Source organism: Alistipes sp. cv1 (assembly GCF_900240235.1).
In the GTDB taxonomy this organism is placed as follows: domain Bacteria; phylum Bacteroidota; class Bacteroidia; order Bacteroidales; family Rikenellaceae; genus Alistipes_A; species Alistipes_A hominis.
In genome coordinates this window covers 242,459-265,698 of sequence record NZ_OEPW01000001.1, presented here as the reverse complement: position 1 = coordinate 265,698, position 23,240 = coordinate 242,459, and the positions used below count along the sequence as shown (strand labels likewise).

19 protein-coding genes are annotated in these 23,240 nt (G+C 55.5%); 11 read left to right on the top strand and 8 right to left on the bottom strand.

Annotated features, from left to right (window positions below; all coding sequences use genetic code 11):
- Window positions 1-26: 26 nt before the first annotated feature.
- From coaBC to C1A08_RS01140, 3 genes are read right to left on the bottom strand one after another with little or no spacing between them, the layout of a single operon-like run.
- A complete protein-coding gene (coaBC, locus tag C1A08_RS01150; protein WP_101570810.1) occupies window positions 27-1,241 on the bottom strand; it encodes a bifunctional phosphopantothenoylcysteine decarboxylase/phosphopantothenate--cysteine ligase CoaBC in 1,215 nt (404 codons plus the stop codon).
- Window positions 1,242-1,271: 30 nt separating this feature from the next.
- Window positions 1,272-1,616, bottom strand: coding sequence for a DNA-directed RNA polymerase subunit omega (locus tag C1A08_RS01145; protein WP_101570808.1), 345 nt, complete (start codon window positions 1,614-1,616; stop codon window positions 1,272-1,274).
- Complete coding sequence (locus C1A08_RS01140) at window positions 1,597-2,664, bottom strand: outer membrane protein assembly factor BamD (RefSeq protein WP_101570806.1); 1,068 nt, start codon at window positions 2,662-2,664, stop codon at window positions 1,597-1,599. Before C1A08_RS01140 ends, C1A08_RS01145 begins: the two co-directional genes overlap by 20 nt.
- 356 nt (window positions 2,665-3,020) lie before the next feature.
- Between C1A08_RS01140 and C1A08_RS01135 the strand changes: the two genes are divergently transcribed.
- Window positions 3,021-4,271, top strand: a complete 1,251-nt coding sequence (locus C1A08_RS01135; protein ID WP_055203922.1) for an aminotransferase class I/II-fold pyridoxal phosphate-dependent enzyme — start codon at window positions 3,021-3,023, stop codon at window positions 4,269-4,271.
- A gap of 201 nt (window positions 4,272-4,472) precedes the next feature.
- On the opposite strand, the gene C1A08_RS01130 is transcribed toward C1A08_RS01135, so the two are convergent.
- From C1A08_RS01130 to C1A08_RS01120, 3 genes are all read right to left on the bottom strand, one after another.
- A complete protein-coding gene (locus tag C1A08_RS01130; RefSeq protein WP_055203924.1) occupies window positions 4,473-6,659 on the bottom strand; it encodes a glutamine synthetase III family protein in 2,187 nt (728 codons plus the stop codon).
- A 103-nt stretch (window positions 6,660-6,762) separates the two neighbouring features.
- Window positions 6,763-7,734 (bottom strand): M23 family metallopeptidase, encoded by a 972-nt coding sequence (locus tag C1A08_RS01125; RefSeq protein WP_055203926.1) that lies wholly within the window; start codon window positions 7,732-7,734, stop codon window positions 6,763-6,765.
- Window positions 7,735-7,738: 4 nt separating this feature from the next.
- Window positions 7,739-8,707: a peptidoglycan DD-metalloendopeptidase family protein gene (locus C1A08_RS01120; protein WP_055203928.1), complete on the bottom strand. Its 969-nt coding sequence runs from the start codon at window positions 8,705-8,707 to the stop codon at window positions 7,739-7,741.
- 173 nt (window positions 8,708-8,880) lie between these two features.
- On the opposite strand from C1A08_RS01120, the gene alaS reads away from it, so the two are divergent.
- Both alaS and gpmI read left to right on the top strand, forming a co-directional pair.
- A complete protein-coding gene (gene alaS, locus C1A08_RS01115; protein ID WP_101570804.1) occupies window positions 8,881-11,502 on the top strand; it encodes an alanine--tRNA ligase in 2,622 nt (873 codons plus the stop codon).
- A 46-nt stretch (window positions 11,503-11,548) separates the two neighbouring features.
- A complete protein-coding gene (gene gpmI, locus C1A08_RS01110) occupies window positions 11,549-13,072 on the top strand; it encodes a 2,3-bisphosphoglycerate-independent phosphoglycerate mutase (RefSeq protein WP_101570802.1) in 1,524 nt (507 codons plus the stop codon).
- A 224-nt stretch (window positions 13,073-13,296) separates the two neighbouring features.
- Here gpmI and C1A08_RS01105 read toward each other — a convergent pair whose 3' ends face one another.
- Both C1A08_RS01105 and C1A08_RS01100 read right to left on the bottom strand, forming a co-directional pair.
- Window positions 13,297-14,016, bottom strand: a complete 720-nt coding sequence (locus tag C1A08_RS01105) for a tRNA threonylcarbamoyladenosine dehydratase (RefSeq protein ID WP_180951502.1) — start codon at window positions 14,014-14,016, stop codon at window positions 13,297-13,299.
- Window positions 14,013-14,642 carry a TatD family hydrolase gene (locus C1A08_RS01100; protein WP_055203936.1) on the bottom strand — a complete coding sequence of 210 codons (630 nt, stop codon included), beginning with the start codon at window positions 14,640-14,642 and terminating at the stop codon, window positions 14,013-14,015. Before C1A08_RS01100 ends, C1A08_RS01105 begins: the two co-directional genes overlap by 4 nt.
- Window positions 14,643-14,691: 49 nt before the next feature.
- On the opposite strand from C1A08_RS01100, the gene C1A08_RS01095 reads away from it, so the two are divergent.
- From C1A08_RS01095 to nqrF, 8 genes are all read left to right on the top strand, one after another.
- The gene (locus C1A08_RS01095; protein ID WP_101570797.1) at window positions 14,692-15,897 is read left to right on the top strand and encodes a CapA family protein; all 1,206 of its coding nucleotides are present in this window, start codon (window positions 14,692-14,694) and stop codon (window positions 15,895-15,897) included.
- 114 nt (window positions 15,898-16,011) lie between these two features.
- Window positions 16,012-17,229, top strand: a complete 1,218-nt coding sequence (locus C1A08_RS01090) for an aminopeptidase C (protein ID WP_101570796.1) — start codon at window positions 16,012-16,014, stop codon at window positions 17,227-17,229.
- Window positions 17,230-17,285: 56 nt separating this feature from the next.
- Window positions 17,286-18,647: a Na(+)-translocating NADH-quinone reductase subunit A gene (locus C1A08_RS01085; protein WP_101570794.1), complete on the top strand. Its 1,362-nt coding sequence runs from the start codon at window positions 17,286-17,288 to the stop codon at window positions 18,645-18,647.
- A 12-nt stretch (window positions 18,648-18,659) separates the two neighbouring features.
- Complete coding sequence (locus tag C1A08_RS01080; RefSeq protein ID WP_101570792.1) at window positions 18,660-19,844, top strand: NADH:ubiquinone reductase (Na(+)-transporting) subunit B; 1,185 nt, start codon at window positions 18,660-18,662, stop codon at window positions 19,842-19,844.
- Window positions 19,845-19,853: 9 nt separating this feature from the next.
- Entirely contained in the window at window positions 19,854-20,636 is a 783-nt protein-coding gene (gene nqrC / locus C1A08_RS01075; protein WP_101570790.1) for an NADH:ubiquinone reductase (Na(+)-transporting) subunit C, read from the top strand.
- The gene (locus tag C1A08_RS01070; RefSeq protein ID WP_055203948.1) at window positions 20,629-21,279 is read left to right on the top strand and encodes an NADH:ubiquinone reductase (Na(+)-transporting) subunit D; all 651 of its coding nucleotides are present in this window, start codon (window positions 20,629-20,631) and stop codon (window positions 21,277-21,279) included. The genes nqrC and C1A08_RS01070 overlap by 8 nt, the downstream gene beginning before the upstream one ends.
- Before the next feature lie 15 nt (window positions 21,280-21,294).
- The gene (gene nqrE / locus C1A08_RS01065) at window positions 21,295-21,927 is read left to right on the top strand and encodes an NADH:ubiquinone reductase (Na(+)-transporting) subunit E (protein WP_055203950.1); all 633 of its coding nucleotides are present in this window, start codon (window positions 21,295-21,297) and stop codon (window positions 21,925-21,927) included.
- 22 nt (window positions 21,928-21,949) lie between these two features.
- The gene (gene nqrF, locus C1A08_RS01060; RefSeq protein ID WP_055203952.1) at window positions 21,950-23,194 is read left to right on the top strand and encodes an NADH:ubiquinone reductase (Na(+)-transporting) subunit F; all 1,245 of its coding nucleotides are present in this window, start codon (window positions 21,950-21,952) and stop codon (window positions 23,192-23,194) included.
- Window positions 23,195-23,240 lie beyond the last annotated feature (46 nt).

Genomic DNA, 23,240 nt, shown 5'->3' with positions numbered 1-23,240 from the left:
GTTTATAGGTATTGTTGAGCGTTCGGTTATTCGGGACGGGCGTTTTTCGGCGCCCAGAACGCTTCGATTTCGTCGACGATGTCCGCGGCTACTTCAGTTTTGCTTTTCAGCCCGAATACGGTTTCGCTTCCGTCGCGGCGAAGTATCGTGATCTTGTTGGTATTGCCTCCAAATCCGGCGCCGTCGTCCTGCAGGGAGTTCAGTACGATGAAATCCATGTTTTTGCGTTCCAGCTTGGATTGCGCGTTGGCTCGTTCGTGGTCGGTTTCGAGCGCGAATCCGGCCACGAGGCGCGTTCCTTTGACCGCTCCGATCGCAGCGGCGATATCCCGGGTCGGCTGCAGGGCGATGTTCCATGCCGATCCTTCCTTTTTGATTTTCGTGTCGGCGACTGCCTGCGGCGTATAGTCGGCCACGGCGGCGCACATGACCGCCGCGTCGCATCGGTCGAAAGCTTTCGTAGCGGCCCGGAACATCTGCTCGGCCGTCACCACGTCGACCGTCTGCACGCCGTCCGGCGGCGTCAAGGCCGTTTTACCGGTTACGAGGATCACTTCGGCGCCGCGTTCTTTCAACTCGGCGGCGATCGCATACCCCATTTTGCCCGACGAGAAGTTTGAAATGTAGCGTACCGGGTCGATCGGTTCGATCGTCGGGCCGGCCGTTACGAGGATCGTTTTGCCGGTCAGGTTGCGTTTCTTGGCGAAAAAATCCGATACGAAAGCGACGATCTTCTCCGGTTCTTCCATGCGGCCTTTGCCCGACAGGCCGCTGGCCAGTTCGCCTTCGGCGGGCTCGATCACCTGGTTGCCGTAGCTTTTCAGCGAGTCGAGGTTGTATTGCGTGGTAGGGTGGGAGTACATGTCCAGATCCATCGCCGGAGCGACGAAAACGGGACACCGCGCCGACAGATAAGTGGTCAGCAGCAGGTTGTCCGCCACGCCGGTCGCCATTTTCGCGATCGTGTTGGCCGTAGCCGGGGCGATCAGGTAAGCGTCCGCCCACGTGCCGAGACTGACATGGCTGTTCCATTCCCCGTTCTCCGGATTGAAGAATTCGACCGGAACGGGATGTTTGCACAGGGTCGCCAGCGTCAGCGGCGTGATGAACTGTTTGGCCAGCGGGGTCATTACGACCCGCACTTCGGCTCCTTCGCGCACCAGCAATCTGACGAGTATCGCAGCCTTGTAGGCTGCGATACTTCCCGTTACCCCGACGAGTATTTTTTTCCCTCTGAGCATCGTATTTGAAAATTGTCGGAACGATCCGGTTTATTCTGCCGGCAGCTCCTCGGTTGCGTCCGCTTTCGTATCCCGGAAATAGATCTCTCCGGAGAGAAATTCTTCGGTAGCTACGATCGCCGGTTTCGGCAGGCGTTCGTAATATTTCGATATTTCGATCTGTTCGCGGTTCTCGAAAGTCTCTTCCAGCGAGTCGTTAACGCTCGAAAAATCGGCCAGCTTGCGCGTCAGTTCCTGTTTTATTTCGCTGGAGATCTGGTTGGCGCGGCGTGCGATGATGACTACCGATTCGTAAATGTTGCCCGTCGGAGCGTCCAGATCCGTCAGTTTACGCGTTACGGTGTTGGTCGGAATACTACTTTTCTTCAGTTCCATTGCTTGTTTCGGAATTATCGGATTTATTTGATTTTTCGCTCTTTTCTTTTTTCGGCTTGGGCTCCCGGGCCGCTTTGGACTCTTTGGCCGGTTTGGGCTCTTTCTCGACAGCGGCTTTTGCTTCTTTCTTTTCTTTCCGTTCCGCTTTCCCACGCTTTGCCGTCGTGCCGGTCTGGTCGGAGAAATTGAGGGACGGAGCCGATTCCGTTACCTCTTCGCTGTCTTCCGCTTCGGTGCCATCGGGCTTCTCTTTGTATTTCTCCAGGAATTTTTTAGCCTCGTCCTGCATTTTGTCGGCTTCTTTGCGGTATTTGCTTTCCGGATATTCGTCGATAAAGCTGTAATAAGCGTTCTGGGTATCCAGATAACGCTGACGCTGTAAGGCAGGAACGCTGTTGCGGGCATAGAGACACTGCGCGCTGACGATCAGATAAGCCAGTTCCTCGCGGTGGTTGCTTTCCGGATATTTCAGGATCGCGTTGCGCAACGCCGTAACGGCCGAATTGTAATAACCTACGTCGTAATAGAGTTTGGCGTTCAGGAAAGCTTTGTCGTAAAGCTTCTGACGCAGTTCGATCATGTTTTCGAGCAGCTCGTCCCGTTTTTGGCTTTTGGGATACCGATCCAAATATTCGCTGATGGCCTGCATGGCCTGGAACGTGAACGATTGATCGTTTTCGGGCTTCGGCGACAGGTAATAGAACCCTTTGGCGAAATAGTATTCCGACTCTTCGAGGAACGGGCTTCGCCCGAAACGCCGGCGGAATTCGTCGAATTGCTGGGAGCTGGTTTCGAAATCCCCCATTTTGTAGGAGCACAGGCTTGTGTAGAAAGCGACGGTATCGGCCTGATCGGATTGACTGAAGATGTGTTCGATGTCCTTGAACAGGGTGAGCGACCTGCTGTATTTCCCGGCATTGAAGTATTCGAGAGCCTTGTCGTACTTTTGCTTGTTGCTGCCGCTTTTCAGGAGTTTGTTGTACTCGCTGCACGACACGGTCGTCAAAAGCATTAACGCAATAAAAATTTTCGCAGGATAAAATTTCATCGTTATTTACAGGGTTTAAACGCTTCGCACGGAAAACACCATATTTACCGGACGGGCAAAGTTATGTATTTTTAACGATTTGGGAAAACATATATTGTTTTTTTTCGATTTATATTTTGTATGCGGGCACGGAGCGTTCCGATGCCGATCTCCGGTAAGGAGGGCTGCTTCCCGCGGATGCGGCGGCGCGGGCGGGAAGCGTTCCGATGCGGATGCGGCGGGTGCGTTTTGCGTTCGATTGCCGGGCGGAAAAACGGAAACGGAACATAAAAAAAGGTTAAATTTTTTATGCTTTGTAGAAAAAGGTTAACTTTGTGTGATTTTTTGTGGAATTCAACCAAACAAATTATACTACAGTGGATATTTTTGAACGAATACACGAGAACGCCGGCGGCCCGATCGGTCAGTATCAGAAATTGAGTCACGGTTACTATTCTTTCCCGAAACTGGAAGGAGAAATCGGTCCCCGGATGATGTTCCGCGGGCGGGAAGTATTGAACTGGAGCCTGAATAACTACCTGGGGCTGGCCAACAACCCGGAGGTGCGGAAGGCCGATGCCGAAGCCGCCGCCGAATTCGGTATGGCGTATCCGATGGGGGCGCGTATGATGAGCGGGCAGACCAAATGGCACGAACAGCTCGAACGGGAGTTGGCCGCATTCGTCGGCAAGCCCGACGCGTTCCTGCTGAACTACGGGTATCAGGGGATGATCTCGATCATCGATTCGCTGCTGACCCGCCGCGACGTGGTGGTTTACGATTCGGAGGCGCACGCCTGCATCATCGACGGGTTGCGGTTGCATACCGGCAAGCGTTTCGTTTATCCGCATAACGACATGGAGGCCTGCCGCAAGCAGCTCGGTCATGCCACGAAGCTGGCCGAAGAGAACGGCGGCGGCGTGCTGGTAATCACCGAGGGCGTGTTCGGCATGAAAGGCGACCTGGGCAAGCTCGACGAGATCGTCGCCATGAAGAAGGATTTCAAGTTCCGCCTGCTGGTCGATGACGCGCACGGGTTCGGAACGATGGGGAAGACCGGCGCCGGAACGCCCGAGCATTTCGGCGTGATCGACGGCGTGGACGTACTGTTCAATACGTTCGCCAAGTCGATGGCCGGGATCGGCGCTTTCGTTTCGTCTGAAAAATATATCGTGGATTACCTGCGTTACAACATGCGTTCGCAGACCTATGCGAAAGCGCTGCCGATGCCGATGGTCAAAGGGGCGTTGAAGCGTCTGGATATGATCCGCAAGCATCCGGAATTCAAGGACAACCTTTGGACGATCGTCCATGCGTTGCAGAGCGGCTTCCGCAAGCGCGGGTTCGATATCGGCGGCACCTTGTCGCCCGTTACGCCCGTTTACATGAAAGGCGGGGTGGACGAGGCCTGCAATATCGTGGTCGATCTGCGCGAGACCTATAACCTGTTCTGTTCGGTGGTCGTGTATCCGGTGATTCCGAGAGGGGAGATCATTCTGCGGATTATTCCTACGGCCGTACATACGCTCGAAGACGTGGAGTATACGCTGGATTGCTTCGAAAAGTGCCATGCGAAACTTAAGAACGGCGATTACAAGAAGCCGATGCCGGACATGGGCGAAAAATAGTTTGATGCGAAGGCGGTCTCCGAACCGCCGGAAAACAGCTTCGAATTCTGAAGGGCGGCGTTTTCGGATTGCCGCCCTTCGTATTTCGATTTCTGATGTTATTGTCCCGGCGACCGTATGCCGATAAAAAGCGAAGCCGCCGGAAATCTCCCGGCGGCTTCGCTTTTTACAGGTCGTCGCGTATGCCGTTTTGCGGCGGCATTAGTTGATCGTCATCATTTCGCGGTATTTGGGCAGCGGCCAGAGTTCGTCGTCCACGATCAGCTCGAGCTTGTCGATGTCGTGGCGGATTTTGTCGAGATAGATCAGCACGTCTTCCGAATAACCGGTCGCCCGCGCCACCAGGTTGTCCATGTGGTTGTATTTTTTACGGGCTTCGACCATCAGGTAAGTGTTCTCGCGAATGGCCTTCACGTGCTTGGCGATCGTCTGGATCGTACGGATTTCCTCGGCCGCCAGGTCGAGGTACTCGTTCGGCAGGATGTCCTTGAGTCCCTGGACGTTCTTAATCAGGATATTCTGGTAATGAATAGCCGTCGGAACGATATGGTTGGCCGCCATATCCGCCAGTACGCGCGATTCGATCTGGATTTTCTTGATCAGATTTTCCATGTTGATTTCGTAACGGGCGTGGATTTCCGATTCGTTGAACACTTTGTGTTTGTCGAACAGTTTCGAATAGGCTTTGCTGCTGAAAATCTTGAATGCGTCCGGAACGCTCTGGATGCTTTCGAGCCCGCGTCTGTCGGCTTCGCGCAGCCATTCGGCGCTGTATCCGTTGCCTTCGAACCGGATTTTTTTCGATTCGATGATGTATTTGCGGATGATCTGTAGGATCGCTTCGTCTTTTTTCACCCCTTTGTCGATCAACTTGTCGACTTCGGCTTTGAATAGGGTGAGCTGTTCGGCGACCGCCGTGTTGATCGGAATCAGCGGCGCGGCGCAGTTGTTCGACGAACCGGTCGCCCGGAATTCGAACCGGTTGCCGGTGAAGGCGAACGGCGAGGTGCGGTTGCGGTCGGTGTTGTCGAGCAGAATTTCCGGGATCTTTCCGATGTCGAGTTTGATCTCGGTTTTTTCGTCGGGAGTCAGTTTCTTGTCGCTCAGGCGTTCTTCGAGCGAGTCGAGGATGGCCGACAGGGTCGAGCCGGTGAATACCGACATGACGGCCGGCGGCGCTTCGTGCGAGCCGAGCCGGTGCGAATTCGACTGGGTGGCGATCGACGCCATGAACAACGGACCGTAATTGTGGGCGGCCATGATCGTATTGACGAAAAAGGTCAGGAATTGGATGTTGTTTTTCGGTGTTTTGCCCGGCGCAAGCAGGTTTACGCCCGTGTCGGTCAGCAGCGACCAGTTGCAGTGCTTGCCCGATCCGTTGACGCCGGCGAACGGTTTTTCGTGGAACAGCACGCGCAGCTTGTGTTTTTGCGCCAGCCGGCGCATCAGGGTCATCAGCAATGTGTTGTGATCGACGGCGATGTTGGCTTCCTCGAATACAGGCGCGCATTCGAATTGATTCGGGGCCACCTCGTTGTGCCGGGTCTTGATCGGGATGCCGAGGCGGTAGGCTTGCAGTTCGAAGTCTTTCATGTATTCGAGCACGCGGCTCGGAATGGCTCCGAAATAGTGGTCGTCGAGTTGCTGGTCTTTGGCCGCGATGTGCCCCATCAGCGTACGTCCGGTCTGCGCCAAGTCGGGACGGGCCAGAAACAGCGCTTCGTCCACCAGGAAATATTCCTGCTCCCAGCCCAGCGTGACATTGACCTTCCTTACGTCCTTGTCGAACAACTGACACACTTCGACGGCGGCTTTATCAATGGCCTGCAGCGACTTGAGCAGCGGCGTTTTGAAGTCGAGCGCTTCGCCGGTGTAGGCGATGAATATGCTGGGGATACAGAGTGTCCGGTCGAGAATGAACGCGGGCGACGAAGGGTCCCAAGCCGAATAACCGCGCGCTTCGAACGTGTTGCGGAGGCCTCCGGTCGGGAAACTCGATGCGTCGGGTTCCTGCTGTACGAGCAGCTCGCCTTTGAACGCTTCGAACGATCCGCCTCCGAACATCGGTTCGAAGAAGGCATCGTGTTTCTCGGCGGTGGAGTCGTTCAGCGGCTGGAACCAGTGCGAATAGTGGGTTGCTCCTTTTTCCATGGCCCACGTTTTCATCCCCTGGGCGACCTGGTTGGCGATCTTGCGGTCGATCCGCCGTCCTTCGTCGACAGCGGTGCAGAGGCTTTCGTAAGCTTCTTTCGGGATGTATTGACGCATTTTTTCGCGGTCGAATACGTCCGCGCCGAAATAATCGGATATCTTTTTGTCCGGCAGGTCGGCTTTTACCGGCTCCCGTTTTGACATTTCGTCAAGCGCCTTGAAACGTAATATTGCCATGTCGATTCGTTGTTTGTATTTGAACGGACAAAAGTAGCAAATATTCGCGAATGCCCCTATTTTTTTGCAGGGGTATTCGCGAAAAAAATGTTTTTTCGGACGCTTAGTCGAACGATTGCATCCCGGTTTGGGCGATCCGGATGATTTTTTGGTAATCTTGGTAATTCAGTTCCATGAAAAAATAGTGGATCGGGTCTACCCGCATACCGTCGTGCTTGACTTCGTAATGCAGGTGGGGCGCCAGCGACAGACCCGTGTTGCCGGATTGGGCGATGATGTCGCCCCGTTTGACGAATTCGCCTTTTTTAGCGTAGATTTTTCCCAGGTGGCTGTAAGTCGTTTCGTAGCCGTTCCCGTGGTTGATGACCACGGTATTCCCGGACGTGGTGTTACGCGTAACGACGTCCTTGATCCGGCCGTCGGCCGTCGCGAAAACGCGCGAACCTTCGCTCACCGTATAGTCCACGCCTTGGTGGGCGGTTAGAATTTTATAGAACGGGTGGATCCGCATACCGTACGAGGCGGTCAGCAGCGTCAGGTCTTTGTTGATGACCGGCTGGATCGCCGGGATGTTGTCGATTCGGTCTTTCAGCGAATCGGCGGTTTGTTCGAGGGTCGCCAGCGTGTACAGGTGTTCGCCGGCGCGTTTTTCGAGGGTATTGAGTTTCCCGAAAAACTCCTTGCCCAGTTCCTTGTTGGATTTGGTCAGCAGTTTTTCATGGGTTTCCCAGCGTTTTTTCTCGAATTCCGTGTCGAAATTGTACGGGTCGGATTCGAACAGCGTCCGGAACACCTGCTTGTCGCGGTCGATGACGTTGTACAGCACTTTTTCGACCGTCGCATAGCGTTTGCTCAACGAGTCGTATTCCTGGCGCAGCTTGCGCGTGGAGTGTTTCATCTGGTACTCCAGCGGCGTGTCGAAAAAGAACGAGAAGGCGGCGTAATAGATGACGGCGATCCCGATCCATGCGAACAGATGGATCACGCCGCGCCAAAATTTCTTCTTGAATTTTTCGCGTTGCTCGTACCAGCGGGGAACTAGCTCCTTGAATTTCGGGGTTCGTTTGTTGTCCATCGGATTAATCGCCTTCGTAAGTCGTGTACTGCGCCGATTCGATGATCTTCTGGAATTCGGCTTCGGTCATGTCGCGGCTCAGGTAGTTGATCGGGTCGACATGGACACCTTTATATATAACTTCGTAATGCAGGTGGGGGCCTTTCGACAGTCCCGTATTGCCGACCTCCCCGATCTTCTCGCCGCGCTTCACCTTTTGCCCCGGCATCACTTCGATTTTGCTCAGGTGGGCGTAACGGGTTTTGTAGCCGAATCCGTGGTTCAGCAGGATCTGACGCCCGTATCCCCGCGTCCCTTCGTTGTTGAAGGCGACGAATCCGTCCCCGGTGGCATAAACCGGCGTTCCGATGTTCGATCCCAGGTCGACGCCCTGGTGTCCTTTCACCCGTCCTGTGATCGGGTGTACCCGCGTGCCGAACGCGCCGATGTTGCCGCGCAGTTTCCGGCGGTCGAGCGGCCAGATCGCGGGAATCGCTTCGGCCATCAGCGCTTTGTTTTTGGACAGCACCTCGAGTTCGTCGAGCGATTTGGACTCCAGGTACAGCATCCGGGTCATTGCGTCGAGGTCTCTCCACGTGCCGATCATCTCCGGCGTGTACATGTCTCCTTCCAGGAAGCTGTATTTCGTGTCGGGATAGGGCGTATAGATTCCGTGCAAGTTCAGCGAGTCGGCGGCGAACAGCGAGCGGTACACGTTGTTGTCGCGGTGACGCAGTTCCTGCAGTTTGGCGGTCGCCGCGCGGATTTTGTCGTTCAGGATGTTGTACTTCAGCATCAGTTCGTTGTTCCGTTCGCCGATGCGGTACATCTTCGGCGTGTAGAAGAAAAAGGAGAAAAGCAGGTTGACCACCGAAGCCAGGATAAAGCCGATCAGCACCTTCCGCAGAATCCGGTAGAACCGGATGCGGAACGGGATCGCCATCACCTCGTAGGTCAGGGTTTGTGGATTGAATTTATACCGCTTTTTTGCCATGCATTCGATGATCGGTCAGATATTGGGAGGCTTTCTTCCGGATGCCGCCGCAAGTTCGGACACTAAAAAAGTATTTTATCAACGGGAAATGTGACAAAATTAGACTAATTTACTTAATTTTGCAATTTCCTACAAGATAACGCATCGCAGTACGCAGATATTATAAGTAAGGTATGGATTCTAATCAAATCAGAAAAACTTTTCTCGATTTTTTCCGCAGCAAAGGGCATGTGATCGTGCCGTCGGCTCCGATGGTCGTCAAGAACGACCCGACCCTGATGTTCACCAACGCCGGGATGAACCAGTTTAAAGATTTGTTCCTGGGGAACTCTCCGATCAAAGACCGCCGGGTGGCCGATTCGCAGAAATGTCTGCGCGTGTCGGGCAAGCACAACGACCTGGAGGAGGTCGGCCACGACACTTACCATCACACGATGTTCGAAATGCTCGGCAACTGGTCGTTCGGGGATTATTTTAAGAAAGAGGCGATCTCGTGGGCGTGGGAGTTGCTTACCGACGTGTACGGCCTGCCGAAAGAGCGTTTGTACGCGACGATTTTCGAGGGGAGTCCCGATGAAAATATCGACCGTGACAACGAGGCCTACCAGTATTGGAAGCAGTTCCTGCCCGAAGACCATATCATTCTCGGAAACCGTCACGATAATTTCTGGGAAATGGGCGATACGGGGCCTTGCGGCCCGTGCAGCGAAATCCATTACGATCTGCGCTCGGACGAGGAGCGGGCCGCGTTGGACGGACGCGAGTTGGTGAACCGGGGGCACCACCTGGTCATCGAGATATGGAACCTGGTTTTCATGCAGTTCAACCGTAAGGCCAGCGGCGAACTGGAATTGCTGCCGGCCCGCCACGTGGATACCGGCATGGGCTTCGAACGGCTTTGCATGGTGTTGCAGGGCAAACAGAGCAATTACGATACCGACGTATTCCAACCGACGATCCGGCGTCTGGCCGAACTGTCCGGAAAAGTTTACGGTCAGGATCGCAGGGCCGATATCGCGATGCGGGTGGTTGCCGACCACCTGCGGGCGATTGCTTTCTCGATTGCCGACGGGCAGCTGCCGTCGAACGTGAAGGCCGGGTACGTGATCCGGCGTATCCTGCGCCGCGCCGTGCGGTACGGATATACTTACCTCGGTTTCAACGAGCCGTTTATCTGCCAGTTGGTCGACGGACTCGTCCGGCAGATGGGCGAACAGTTCCCCGAACTGGCGGCGCAGCAGGATCTGATTACCAAAGTGATCGCCGAGGAGGAAGCCGCATTCCTGAGGACATTGGCTACCGGGATCAATCTGCTCGACAATGTGATCAAAAAGGAACAGGCCGCCGGCAGCCGGGTGATCAGCGGCAGCGAAGCGTTCCTGCTGTACGATACTTACGGATTCCCGATCGACCTGACCGAACTGATCGCTCAGGAAAACGGCATGACGGTAAACGGCGAGGAATTCTCTGCCGAACTGCAGAAACAAAAAGAGCGTTCGCGCAACGCGGCGGCGGTCGATACCGACGATTGGGTCGAACTGTTTCCGATCGCCGAGAGTCGCTTCATCGGTTACGATACGCTCGAAAGCGACGTGCGGATTTCGCGTTATCGTCGCGTTACCGCCAAGAACAAGACTTACTATCAGTTGGTTTTCGACCAGACGCCTTTCTACGGTAATTCGGGCGGGCAGACCGGCGACCGCGGGTACATCGAGAGCGACGAACAGAAGATTCCGGTCACCGATACCCAAAAGGAGAACAACCTGACCGTCCATCTGGTCGATCGGCTTCCGGACGATCTTTCGGCGAAGTTCCGTGCGGTAGTGGACGGCGAAGCGCGGGCGAACACGGCGGCTAATCACACGGCCACGCACCTGTTGCATAAAGCGCTGCGTACGGTGCTCGGCGATCATGTCGAACAAAAAGGGTCGCTCGTATGTTCCGATTACCTGCGTTTCGACTTTTCGCATTTCCAGAAGGTAACCGACGAGCAGATCCGCGAAGTCGAAAAGTTGGTCAACCGGGATATCCGCAGCAACTTTCCGTTGCAGGAACGCCGCGAATACCCGATCGAAGAGGCCCGTAAACTCGGGGCCATGATGTTGTTCGGCGAAAAATACGGCGACCGCGTGCGGGTGATCCAGTACGGAAAGTCGGTCGAACTCTGCGGCGGAACCCATGTTCCTGCGACCGGCAGCATCGGTTTTTTCAAGGTCGTTTCCGAAAGCGCCATTTCGGCCGGCGTGCGGCGTATCGAAGCGCTGACGGGCGACCGGGCGATGGAATACGTCTATTCGTTTGAGGATACCCTGCGAGCTGTTCAGCGGTATGTGAATAATCCTTCGGTGACTCAGGCGATCAAAAAGCTGGTCGAGGAGAATTCGGAACTGAACAGACAGATGGAGCAGCAGCGCAAGGAGCGTATCCAATCGCTGGTGGCATCCATTGAGCCGAACCTGACCGAGGAGGACGGCGTCGTACTGGTCGCTCGCCAGTTGGATTTGATGCCCGACGTCATTAAAGGAATCGCTTTCGGGCTGAAGCCGAAATTTCCGAATCTCGTGTTCGTGACCGGATCGGCCTTCGGCGACAAGGTGACGTTGACGATTATGCTGGGCGACGAGATCGTGGCCCGGGGTGTGAATGCGTCGAAAGTGATCCGCGAGGCGGCTAAAGAGATCGGCGGCGGAGGCGGCGGGCAGCCGTTCTTCGCGACGGCCGGCGGTAAGAAACCCGAAGGACTCGAAAAGGCTATTTTCAGAGCCGTGGAATTGATCAAAGGAGAATTGAAATAAGTGGAAGAGCGGGAAACGGACAGGTTTCCCCGAAAAAAGAAAGACGATGGCAAACAAAGTATTACTGATGATTTTGGACGGCTGGGGCAAAGGCGATCACGGCCACGACGATGTGGTTTATTCGGCCGACCCGGTCTATATCAACGGCCTGGAGGCCAAATATCCGTCGGCGCAGTTGCTGACCGACGGCGAAAACGTCGGCCTTCCCGACGGACAGATGGGTAATTCGGAAGTAGGACACCTGAATATCGGCGCCGGACGCGTCGTATATCAGGATCTGGTGAAGATCAACCGGGCTTGCCGCGACAATTCGATCCTGAAGAATCCGGAGATCGTAAAAGCGTTCACCTATGCGAAGATGAACGGCAAACAGGTGCATTTCATGGGCCTGCTGTCGGACGGCGGCGTGCACAGTTCGCTCGACCACCTGTTCAAACTGTGCGATATTTCGAAAGAATACGGGGTCGATAAGACGTTCGTACACTGTTTTATGGACGGCCGCGATACCGACCCGCGCAGCGGAAAGGGATTTGTGGAGAAATTGCAGGGGCACCTGAAGCATTCGGCCGGAAAAATCGCTTCGGTCATCGGCCGTTATTATGCGATGGACCGCGACAAGCGCTGGGAACGGGTCAAGGAAGCTTACGACCTGATCGTGAAAGGCGTGGGCGAAAAGGCGACGGACGCCGCCGCCGCCGTGCAGAAATCCTACGACGAAGGGGTGACCGACGAATTTATCAAGCCGATCGTCTGCGTTGACGGACAGGGCGATCCGGTCGGTACGATCCAGGACAGGGACGTGGTGATCTTCTTCAATTTCCGCAACGACCGGGCGAAGGAGCTGACGGTCGTGCTGACGCAGGAGGATATGCCCGATTACGACATGAAGAAGCTGTCGCTGTACTATTGCTGCATGACCCCTTACGACGCCAAGTTCACCGGCCTGCGCATCCTTTTCGACAAAGACAACGTGGCCAATACGATCGGCGAATATGTATCGTCGCAGGGCCTCAGTCAGTTGCGCATCGCCGAAACGGAGAAATACGCGCACGTGACGTTTTTCCTGAACGGCGGCCGCGAAGAGACTTTCGGCGGAGAGGAACGGATTCTGATCCCTTCCCCGAAAGTGGCTACTTACGATCTGCAACCCGAGATGAGCGCTTATCAGGTAAAGGACGCTCTGGTCGAGCAGTTGAACAAGAAAAAATTCGATTTCATCTGCCTGAACTTCGCCAACGGCGACATGGTGGGACATACCGGCGTTTACGATGCGATCGTCAAGGCGGTCAAAGCGGTGGACGCCTGCGTGCGCGACGTGGTCGAGGCGGCGAAGGCGAACGGTTACGAGGTCGTCGTTATCGCCGATCACGGTAATGCCGACCATGCCGAGAATCCGGACGGAACCCCGAATACGGCTCATTCGTTGAATCCGGTGCCCATTATAGTGGTGTCCGACCGCGTTAAGAGCGTCCGCAACGGCGTGTTGGCCGATGTGGCCCCGACCGTGCTGAAATTGATGGGCCTGTCCCAGCCGCCCGAGATGACCGGGAAAGTTTTGGTCGAAATGTAACGCATGAACGCCGTTTTTGATCTCTTGATTGAAAACGGCGTAATTTATACCTGCCGGATGGATCGCGTCATTGGGTATTTATAATTGGACGATCGGAGTCGTCTCGGAGAAGGGCGAAGGCAGCGCTTTCTGGGTCGAACTGCCTTGCCGGGTCAAACCGATCGAAAAGTAAGAGTAAAGGAACGGTTTTTGGGGCCGCCGCCGGTATTTTTTATCGAAGCCGGTTATAATTCCCCGATCAGCCCCCGGATGACGACCGATGCGCAGTGACAGCCGAACAGTGCGGGCATGTAGGATATCGTGCCGACATTGGATTTTTTGTTGGTTTCCTCGCATAGGATCATGGCGCCTTCGCGGACCGCTTCGGGTGAAAAAACGACCCGGAAACCCGTCCGGATTCCCGCTTTATGCAATCTTTTTCGCAGCATGTGCGCCAGCGGACAGTGATGCGATTTCGCAATGTCTCTGATTTCGATCAGCGTAGGATCGGTTTTGGCTCCGGCCCCCATCGAACTGACCAGCGGAATCCCGCGGTCGAGGGCTCCCTTGATCAGATTTACTTTCGGCGACAGCGTATCGATCGCATCGACCGCGTAATCGAACTTTTCTCCGTCGAGCAGCCGGTCGGTCGCTTCGTCCCGGACATACTCCCGGAGTACGGTCAGGCGCAACTGCGGGTTGATATCTTGCAGGCGAGCAGCCAGTATTTCCGCTTTCGGCCGTCCGACCGTACTATGCAGGGCGACCAGTTGCCGGTTGATATTCGTTTCCGAAACGTCGTCGGCGTCTACGATCGTCAGCGCGCCGATGCCGCTGCGGGCGAGCATTTCGGCGGCATAGGCACCCACGCCTCCCAGACCGACCACCAGTACGCGCGCGTTTTGCAGCCGTTTCGTCTTTTCGCTGCCCAGCAGCAGTTCCGTTCGTTCGAGCCAATGAGTCATGCGGCGAATATTTTTCGATAGTTTTTACGGATTTCGGCGGCCAGTTCCGCGACGGAGACTCCCCGGATCGCCGCCGCCCGTTCGTAGATGGAGCCGATCCCGGCCGCGCTTTCGTCCGTTTCGAGGAAAAGACGGTCGGATGGGGTATTGCGCAGCGCGTCCGCCGTTTTCGAAGAACGGAACGCCGTTTCGCCGAACGACAGGTAATATCCCGCTTTCAACACCTGTCCGGCCAGTTGTTCCGATCCGGCGAATCCGTGGAAAACGGCCGGTATGTCGAACGGGCGCAGGGTCGGCAGCATTTCGTTGTAGGCTTTGACACAGTGCAAGATAACCGGCAGCCCGCGTCTGCGGGCGATCTCCAGTTGCCGAACCAGCCATTCGCGTTGTGCCGTTCGGTCGACCGATACGGCGTAGTCGAGCCCGATTTCGCCGATCGCCGCGCAGGGCAGCGTTTCGAGCTGCCGCAGTCCTTGCGGATCGGCTTTTTCGCTGTCCCACGGGTGGATGCCCGCCGAAAAGAGCGAACCGTCGGAAGGCACGGCATCCGTGCCGAGCCGTATCGACCGCAAGGCGGCGGCGTCCGGTTCTTTCCGGTGCGTATGGATGTCGATAAGCGGGTACATCTGCGAAAAATGATTAGCTTTGCGGAGCAAAGGTAATAAACGGTATCCAATGAGCAAACGGTCCCTCGTCTGGTTGGTGTGCGCGATCATCGTTACGGTTTCGGTCGGAACGTTTTCCGTGTACCGGATAATCCGGCATTCCGGGGCGCCGGACATCCCGGCGTGCGTTGCCGTTCCGGCTGAGGACGACCGACAGTTGACGCTGATCTTTACCGGAGACCTGATGCAACACCTTCCGCAGGTGCAGGCCGCCTTCCGACGAGACGGCGGAATCGACTACACCGCCTGTTTTTCGCGGTTGAAAAATTATTTCGCTTCGGCCGACTTCGTAATTGCCAATTTGGAAACCACGCTCGGCGGGGAACCCTATTCGGGGTATCCTCAGTTTCGCTCGCCCGGCGCGTTGGCCGGGGCGATGCGCCGGGTCGGTATCGACGTGGCCGTCGCGGCGAACAACCATATCTGCGACCGCGGCGGGGCCGGAATCCGTTCTACGCTCGATACGCTCGTGCAGGCCGGCCTGGAGTATACCGGGGTATTCGCCGATACGCTTCCCGATCCGGCCCGCCACCCGCTTTGGTTGCGGAAAGGGGATTTTCGGGTGGCATTGCTGAATTATACTTACGGGACCAACGGACTGTCCGTCCCGCGCGGTTATACGGTGAACCGGATCGATACGCTCCGTATCCGGCAGGATATCGCCGGCGCGCGCGGCAACGGGGCGACGCACGTGGTGCTGTTTCTGCACTGGGGCAACGAGTACGAGACGTTGCCGAATCGCTGGCAGCGCGACTTGGCCGCCCGGAGCCATCGCTGGGGGGCCGATCTGGTGATCGGTTCGCATCCGCACGTCGTTCAGTCGGTCGAAACGGTATCCGATTCGTCGGGCAGGATTTGCGGGGCGACCGTTTTTTCGATGGGCAATTTTGTTTCGAACCAGCGTTTTCCCGGTACGGACGGCGGCATATCGGTGCGGATCGGGCTGTCGCTCGGCGCAGACGGGCGGACGGCTTACCGTCCCGAGTACCTGATTCACTGGACGTCGATCTCATCCGACCCGGGGAGTCGCTCGGGGCATCGTTACGAGATCGTTCCGGCCTATTCCCGCGAAACGGTTTCGCCGCAACAACGGCCGGGGCTGGATCGCTTCGTCCGGCGGACGAGGGATTATATGCAGCGTTACAGTCGCGGCTTTACCGAGATAACGGACGATTACCGGAAAAGCGGGGACGCCGGAACGTTGCCCGGCGATTGACGACCGATTGTTGATAAATAGTGCCGGATTCGGCGACTGCATCCGTCCTGGAAAAGAAAAATAAAATAATTATTGTTATATTTGTAACGCAAAATTAAATTTTGTGTCGAACGCATGAAAAAATATCTGCTGTGTGGGGTGTTGTGCGCACTGCTGATCGGTGTCGCCGGTGCGAAAAATACGTCGAAACAGACCAAGGAGGACGGAAAGGATACCGGAGCCTATGTATTTACCGATAAAGTGCTGGTGCCCGTGACGCCGGTGAAGGATCAGGCGAAGTCCGGCACCTGCTGGAGCTTTTCGGGCACGGCGATGGCGGAGAGCGAGTTGCTTCGTCGCGGGAAAGGCGTTTACGACCTTTCCGAAATGTGGATCGTCCGCCATACTTACCTCGAAAAAGCGATCAAATACGCCCGCCTGCACGGTAAAGCCAATTTCTCCGAGGGGGGGACGCTGGATGACGTCGTATACATCGTCGACCGTTACGGAATCGTGCCCGAGACGGTCTATTCTGGACTGAAGGACGGCGCGTCGAGGCACTCGCACGAAGAACTGAGCGTTGCTCTCAAAGCCTATACGGATGCGGTGATCGGGAATCCGTCCAAACGGCTTTCCGCGTCTTGGATCGACGGTCTGAACGGGATACTGGACGCTTACCTGGGCCCCTGTCCCGAAAAATTCGTTCACGACGGAAAAGAATATACTCCGAAAAGTTTTGCGCAGGAGCTGGGTATTCGCCGCGACGATTACGTAGTGTTCACGGCAATGACGCACCATCCGCTTTATACGGCTTTCCCGCTCGAAATACCCGATAATTGGAACTGGTCTCCGTTCTACAACGTAACGATGGAGGAGCTGGGCCGGATCGTCGACGTTTCGCTGCGGAAAGGATATGCAGTCAACTGGGCGTCCGACGTCAGCGAGAACGGATTCGGCTTTCGGGAGGGCCGTGCGATCGTTCCGGTCGAGTCGGCGGCGGAAATTCCTGCGGCGGACAGCGCGCGCTGGAAAGGGCTTACCGACGACGAGATTCGGAAACGGACGCTCCTGAAAACGGGCGTGCTTCCCGAACGCCAAATCACGCCCGAAATGCGGCAACAGGCTTTCGATCGTTACGAGACGACCGACGATCACGGGATGCTGCTGGTGGGGATCGCGGCGGACCAGCACGGCCGGAAATTCTACAAAGTGAAAAACTCCTGGGGCGAAACGGGTTTGTATAAAGGTTATTTTTACGCTTCGGAACCTTTCCTGCTTTATAAAACGGTCGGTATCCAGGTACATCGCGAGGCGATTCCCCAGGATATAAAGGATAAGCTGGGAATCCGCTGACCGAAAAACGAATGAAAAAGACACCTTAATAAATTACTATCAATAATCTACCGAATATGTCGCAAGTCATAAAGTTGAAAAAAGGCCTTGATATCCGGTTGCAAGGGGAAGCCCGACGCGAGTTGACCCGGCTGCCGCTGGTACATGCCTATGCGCTGAAACCGGACGATTTCAAGGGGGTCATCCCGAAGATGCTGGTTCGGGTGGACGACGTCGTGAAGGCCGGAACGCCGCTGTTTTACGACAAGTACCGTCCGCAGGTGTTGTTCACCTCGCCGGTCAGCGGGAAGGTGACCGCCATAAACCGCGGGGATAAGCGTAAGATCCTCGACGTGGTGATCGCTCCGACCGCCGAACAGGTTTACGAGCCGTTCGAGGTTCCCACCGAAGAGTCCGCCGACAAGGAAAACGTCACTTCGGCGCTGTTGAGTTCCGGTCTGTGGCCGATGATCGTTCAGCGTCCTTACGGAATCATCGCCGATCCGGGACAGACGCCGAAAGCCGTTTTCGTTTCCGGATTCGATTCGGCGCCGCTGGCTCCCGATATGAATTACGTATTGGAGAAAGAGTTGGATAATTTGAATACCGGTTTCGCCATGCTGTCGAAGCTGACGCCGGGGAAAGTCTACCTGGGTTTGAAAGCCGGAACATCCGGGGTGTTGGATCGGGTGAAAGGCGTGGAAGTGCGCGCGTTCGACGGGCCGCATCCGGCCGGGAACGTGGGCGTTCAGATTCACCATATCGATCCGATCAACAAAGGCGACCTGGTGTGGACGGTCGATATTCAGCACGTGGCGATGATCGGACGGTTTTTCCGTACCGGCCGGGTCGATATGAGCAAGATCGTTGCGCTGACCGGTTCAGAGACGACCGATCCGCGCTATTTTAGCGTGCTGTCGGGCATTCCGGTCGGCAGCATCGCGCGCCAGGTCGAGATCCGTCCGCAGCGCGCGGGCGATCGGGTGCGCCTGATCAGCGGCAACGTGCTGACCGGTAAAAAGGTGGAACCGGACGGATACCTCGGATTTTACAGCAACCAGGTGACCGTGATCCCCGAAGGGAACAAATACGAGTTCCTCGGTTGGGGTATGCCGCGGCTGGATAAGTTCTCGGTGTCGAAGAGTTATTTCTCGTGGCTGACGCCCCGCAAGCGTTATAATCTCGATACCAACATGAACGGCGGCGTCCGCGCTTATGTGGTAACCGGGCTGTATGACAAATACCTGCCGATGGACATCTATCCGCTCTATCTGTTGAAGGCGATTCTCGCCGGAGATATCGACAAAATGGAGAACCTGGGCATCTACGAGGTGGTCGAGGAGGATTTCGCGCTGTGCGAATTCGTCGATCCGTCGAAAACCGAGATGCAGGATATCGTCCGCCGCGGGATCGAACTGATGATCAAAGAGCTTAACTAACCTGAACGACCCATGAAAGGATTAAGAAATTTTATAGATAAGATCAAGCCGAACTTCGAAAAGGGCGGCAAGTTCGAAAAACTTCATTCGACGTTCGATGCTTTCGAGACGTTCCTGTTCGTACCGAATCACGTAACCCGCAGCGGCAGCCATATCCGCGACAGCATCGACCTGAAACGGGTGATGATCGTGGTGGTCGTGGCATTGATGCCGGCTTTGCTGTTCGGGATGTACAATACCGGATTGCAGCATTTCCGGGCCATCGGCGCGGGTGACGCTCCGTTCTGGACGTGTTTTTGGTTCGGTTTGCTGAAAGTGCTGCCGATCATCATTGTCTCGTACGTGGTCGGTCTGGGGATCGAATTTATTTCGGCGCAGATTCGCCATCACGAGGTGAATGAAGGGTTTCTGGTCAGCGGAATGCTGATTCCGCTGGTGATGCCGGTCGACGTGCCGCTGTGGATGGTGGCCGTTGCGACCGCTTTCGCCGTGATTATCGGCAAGGAAGTGTTCGGCGGTACCGGAATGAACATCTTCAACCCGGCCTTGCTGGCCCGGGCGTTTATTTTCTTCGCTTATACGCCCTATATTTCAGGCGAAAAGATCTGGATCGCCGGCCTGACCAAAGGCGAGGGCGTCGTAGACGGTTTTTCGGGGGCGACTCCGCTGGCCGATGCGGCGTCGGCCGTGCTGACCGGCTCGCAGCAGATACACTGGACGCAGGGCGGTCCGCTGGACTGGTTCCTCGGGACGATACCCGGATGTATCGGCGAGACTTCGACGCTGGCGATCCTGATCGGCGCGGCGATCCTGCTGTGGACGGGCATCGCCAGTTGGCGCGTGATGCTCAGCGTGTTTGCCGGCGGCTATCTGATGGGCTTGTTGTTCAACTTGATCGGCGCGAACGCCTACATGGATATTCCGGCATATTACCACCTGATTATCGGCGGGTTCGCCTTCGGTGCGGTCTTTATGGCGACCGATCCGGTGACCGGCAGCCAGACGAACGTCGGCAAGTACATTTACGGATTCCTGATCGGGGTGATGGCGGTGCTGATCCGGGTGCTGAATCCCGGTTATCCGGAAGGCATGATGCTGTCGATCCTGTTTATGAACGCGGTGGCTCCGCTGATCGACTACTATGTGGTGCAAGCCAATATCCGTCGCCGGAACCGTCGTTTGAAATTAGCTAAATAGAGTAGGGGTATGAATAAGAACAGTAATACGTATATTATCACTTATGCTTCGGTCATGGTGGTGATCGTGGCGGCGGTGCTCTCGTTTGCTTCGCTGTCGCTGAAAAATATTCAGGCCGAGAACGTGAGAATCGAGAAAATGGGCGATATCCTGCGCTCGATCGGCGAAGGCGGCGATGCGGACAAGGCGCCGAACAAAGCGGCCTATATCAACGAGCAGTATAAAAAATACATCGTGGACAGTTATGCCGTCAACGTCGAAGGAGATAAGGTCGAAGGGGCGGACGCGTTCGCTCTGTTGACGAACCTGAAAGCCGAATACGACAAGCCGGCCGCCGAAAGGGAACTGCCCGTATTCGTCAGCAAAAACGACGAGGGGAGTGTCAGCTACGTGATCCCGGTTTGGGGCGCCGGACTTTGGGGTCCGGTCTGGGGGTATGTCGCGCTGGCGGACAACTGGGACACGGTCGAAGGTATCGTATTCGACCACAAGAGCGAAACGCCGGGGCTGGGCGCCGAAATTTCGACTGCGCAGTTCCAGGCTCAGTTCAAAGGGAAACAGATTCTCAAGGACGGTAAAGTCGTGGCGATCCGTCTGCAGAAAGGCGGCGCGCAACAGGGCGATCCTTATGCGGTGGATGCCGTTTCGGGCGGTACGCTGACCAGTATCGGCGTCGAGAATATGCTGAAAAGCTGCCTCGGCGATTATGACGCCTATATCCGGAAACAGCTTGCGGCGTCTCCGGGTAAAACGGCGGAAGTAGTAACCAATAATTCGGAAAACAATGAGTAGCCAGGAAAAAGAGCCGATTTTTTCGGTTAAGAATTTGAAGTTGCTGACCTCGCCGTTCGGTCAGAACAACCCGATCACGGTGCAGATACTGGGTATCTGTTCGGCGCTGGCGGTCACGGCAAAATTGAAACCCGCTTTCGTGATGGCGCTGTCGGTAATCGTCGTCACCGGGTTTTCGAGTCTGATTATTTCATTGATCCGCAAAGGGATTCCGTCGCGGATCCGGATCATCGTGCAGTTGGTCGTCGTGGCCGCGCTGGTGATTCTGGTGGATCAGGTGCTCAAGGCGTTCGTTTACGACGTCAGCAAACAGCTTTCGGTGTTTGTCGGGCTGATTATTACCAACTGTATCATTATGGGGCGGATCGAGGCGTTTGCGCTGGGTAACAAACCCTGGGCGTCGTTCCTCGACGGTATAGGCAACGGCCTGGGATACGGGCTGATCCTCGTGATCCTCGGCTTCGTCCGCGAGTTGTTGGGATCGGGCAGCATCTGGGGGTATCCCGTTTTCGAGAAGCTCGGGCTTTACAGCGTAGGTTACGTCAACAACGGTCTGATGATCCTGCCGCCGATGGCGTTGATCTGCGTCGGCCTGATTATCTGGGTGCAGCGCAGCCGTAACAAGAACCTGATCGAGAAATAATAAAGCGAAGCACGTATGGAAAACATTATCAGCATATTCGTAAGGTCTATCTTCATAGACAACATGGTGTTCGCGTTCTTTTTCGGCATGTGTTCGTACATTGCCGTCAGCAAGAGCGTCAAAACCGCGATGGGACTCGGTATCGCCGTTATCTTCGTGATGGTGATGACCGTGCCGATCAATTACCTGCTCAACGAGTTTATCCTTTCTCCGGGAGCCCTCGGCTGGATAAATCCGGCTTACGGGCCGGGCGGCGAGAGCGAGATCGACCTGAGCTTCCTCAGTTTCATCGTTTTTATCGCCGTGATCGCCTCGTTCGTGCAGTTGGTCGAAATGGTGGTCGAGAAATTCGCGCCGGCATTGTACAATCAGTTGGGAATTTTCCTGCCGCTGATCGCGGTGAACTGCGCGATCATGGGCGGTTCGCTGTTCATGCAGGAGCGCGATTACGCTTCTCTGGGCGAAGCTACCGCGTTCGCGGCCGGTTCGGGGATCGGCTGGTGGCTGGCGATCATTCTGATGGCCGCTATCCGCGAGAGGCTGTCTTATTCGAACATTCCCGCCCCGCTGCGCGGCGCCGGGATTACGTTCATCCTGACCGGCCTGATGGGGATCGCCTTCATGACGTTCATGGGGATTCAGTTGTAAACCGTAAAATAGTGAAATAGAGATGGGATTATCAATCATTATAGCGATCGTAGCATTCCTGGTAGTAACCTTGATCCTGGTGGCGTTGCTGCTGTATGCCAAGGCGAAACTGACCCCTTCGGGAGAGGTTAAAATCGATATTAACGACGGCGAAAAATCATTGACCGTGGAACCCGGCAGTACGTTGCTGTCGACGCTTGGCAACAACGGCATATTCCTGCCTTCGGCTTGCGGAGGCGGCGGTTCGTGCGGCATGTGCAAATGTCAGGTGCTCGAAGGCGGCGGCGATATCCTACCGACCGAGGTGAACTTTTTCACTCGTAAGCAACAGGCCGAGAAGTGGCGCCTCGGATGCCAGGTAAAAGTGAAGGAAAACCTGAAGATCAAGGTGCCCGAAGCTGTCCTGGGCGTTAAAAAATGGGAGTGCGAAGTGGTGTCGAACCACAACGTGGCCACCTTCATCAAGGAGTTCGTCGTGAAGTTGCCCGAAGGCGAACATCTGAAATTCCGCTCGGGCGGTTATATCCAGATCGACATTCCGAAATACGACGAGATCAAGTTCAGCGATTTCGACATCGAACAGGAATACCATGAGGACTGGGATCACATGAAGATGTGGGGGTTGGTTACGAAAAATCCGGAGCCGACGTTCCGCGCTTATTCGATGGCCAACCATCCGGCCGAAGGGAATATCATCATGCTGAATATCCGTATCGCCACGCCGCCCTGGGATCGGGCCGCAGGGGCCTTTATGAAGGTGAACCCGGGAATTTGTTCGTCGTATATTTTCTCGCGCAAGCCGGGCGACAAAGTGACGATTTCGGGACCCTACGGCGAATTCTTCGTGAAGGATACTCCGAACGAAAAAATGTTTATCGGCGGCGGCGCCGGTATGGCGCCGATGCGCTCGCATATCTTCCATTTGTTCAAGACCGAGAAAATCGACACTCCTGTAACATTCTGGTACGGGGCGCGTTCTAAGCGTGAAATTTTCTACGAGGAGCAGTTCGAGGAGATCGAAAAAGAATTCCCGAACTTTAAGTTCCACATCGCGCTGTCGGAGCCGAAGGAAGAGGATAACTGGAAAGGCTACACCGGATTTATTCACCAGGTTATTTTCGAAAACTACCTGAAGAATCACGACGCGCCGGAAGATATCGAATACTACCTGTGCGGACCGCCGATGATGACGGCCGCAATGACCAAGATGCTCGACGGACTCGGCGTGCCGGAAGAGAATATTATGTACGATAACTTCGGGGCTTAATGTCCGGAAGGCGTTTGAACTGGAAGGCTGCCGGCGGTTGTTTATC

Bases quoted from the DNA above. Each gene is read 5' to 3' on its own strand.
- C1A08_RS01120 (WP_055203928.1), bottom strand. From the start codon at position 8,707: ATGGCAAAAAAGCGGTATAAATTCAATCCACAAACCCTGACCTACGAG.
- C1A08_RS01100 (WP_055203936.1), bottom strand. From the start codon at position 14,642: ATGTACCCGCTTATCGACATCCATACGCACCGGAAAGAACCGGACGCC.
- C1A08_RS01130 (WP_055203924.1), bottom strand. From the start codon at position 6,659: ATGGCAATATTACGTTTCAAGGCGCTTGACGAAATGTCAAAACGGGAG.
- coaBC (WP_101570810.1), bottom strand. From the start codon at position 1,241: ATGCTCAGAGGGAAAAAAATACTCGTCGGGGTAACGGGAAGTATCGCA.
- C1A08_RS01105 (WP_180951502.1), bottom strand. From the start codon at position 14,016: ATGACTCATTGGCTCGAACGAACGGAACTGCTGCTGGGCAGCGAAAAG.
- C1A08_RS01140 (WP_101570806.1), bottom strand. From the start codon at position 2,664: ATGAAATTTTATCCTGCGAAAATTTTTATTGCGTTAATGCTTTTGACG.
- C1A08_RS01145 (WP_101570808.1), bottom strand. From the start codon at position 1,616: ATGGAACTGAAGAAAAGTAGTATTCCGACCAACACCGTAACGCGTAAA.
- C1A08_RS01095 (WP_101570797.1), top strand. From the start codon at position 14,692: ATGAGCAAACGGTCCCTCGTCTGGTTGGTGTGCGCGATCATCGTTACG.
- C1A08_RS01080 (WP_101570792.1), top strand. From the start codon at position 18,660: ATGAAAGGATTAAGAAATTTTATAGATAAGATCAAGCCGAACTTCGAA.
- nqrE (WP_055203950.1), top strand. From the start codon at position 21,295: ATGGAAAACATTATCAGCATATTCGTAAGGTCTATCTTCATAGACAAC.
- C1A08_RS01090 (WP_101570796.1), top strand. From the start codon at position 16,012: ATGAAAAAATATCTGCTGTGTGGGGTGTTGTGCGCACTGCTGATCGGT.
- C1A08_RS01070 (WP_055203948.1), top strand. From the start codon at position 20,629: ATGAGTAGCCAGGAAAAAGAGCCGATTTTTTCGGTTAAGAATTTGAAG.
- nqrC (WP_101570790.1), top strand. From the start codon at position 19,854: ATGAATAAGAACAGTAATACGTATATTATCACTTATGCTTCGGTCATG.
- gpmI (WP_101570802.1), top strand. From the start codon at position 11,549: ATGGCAAACAAAGTATTACTGATGATTTTGGACGGCTGGGGCAAAGGC.
- nqrF (WP_055203952.1), top strand. From the start codon at position 21,950: ATGGGATTATCAATCATTATAGCGATCGTAGCATTCCTGGTAGTAACC.
- C1A08_RS01085 (WP_101570794.1), top strand. From the start codon at position 17,286: ATGTCGCAAGTCATAAAGTTGAAAAAAGGCCTTGATATCCGGTTGCAA.
- alaS (WP_101570804.1), top strand. From the start codon at position 8,881: ATGGATTCTAATCAAATCAGAAAAACTTTTCTCGATTTTTTCCGCAGC.
- C1A08_RS01125 (WP_055203926.1), bottom strand. From the start codon at position 7,734: ATGGACAACAAACGAACCCCGAAATTCAAGGAGCTAGTTCCCCGCTGG.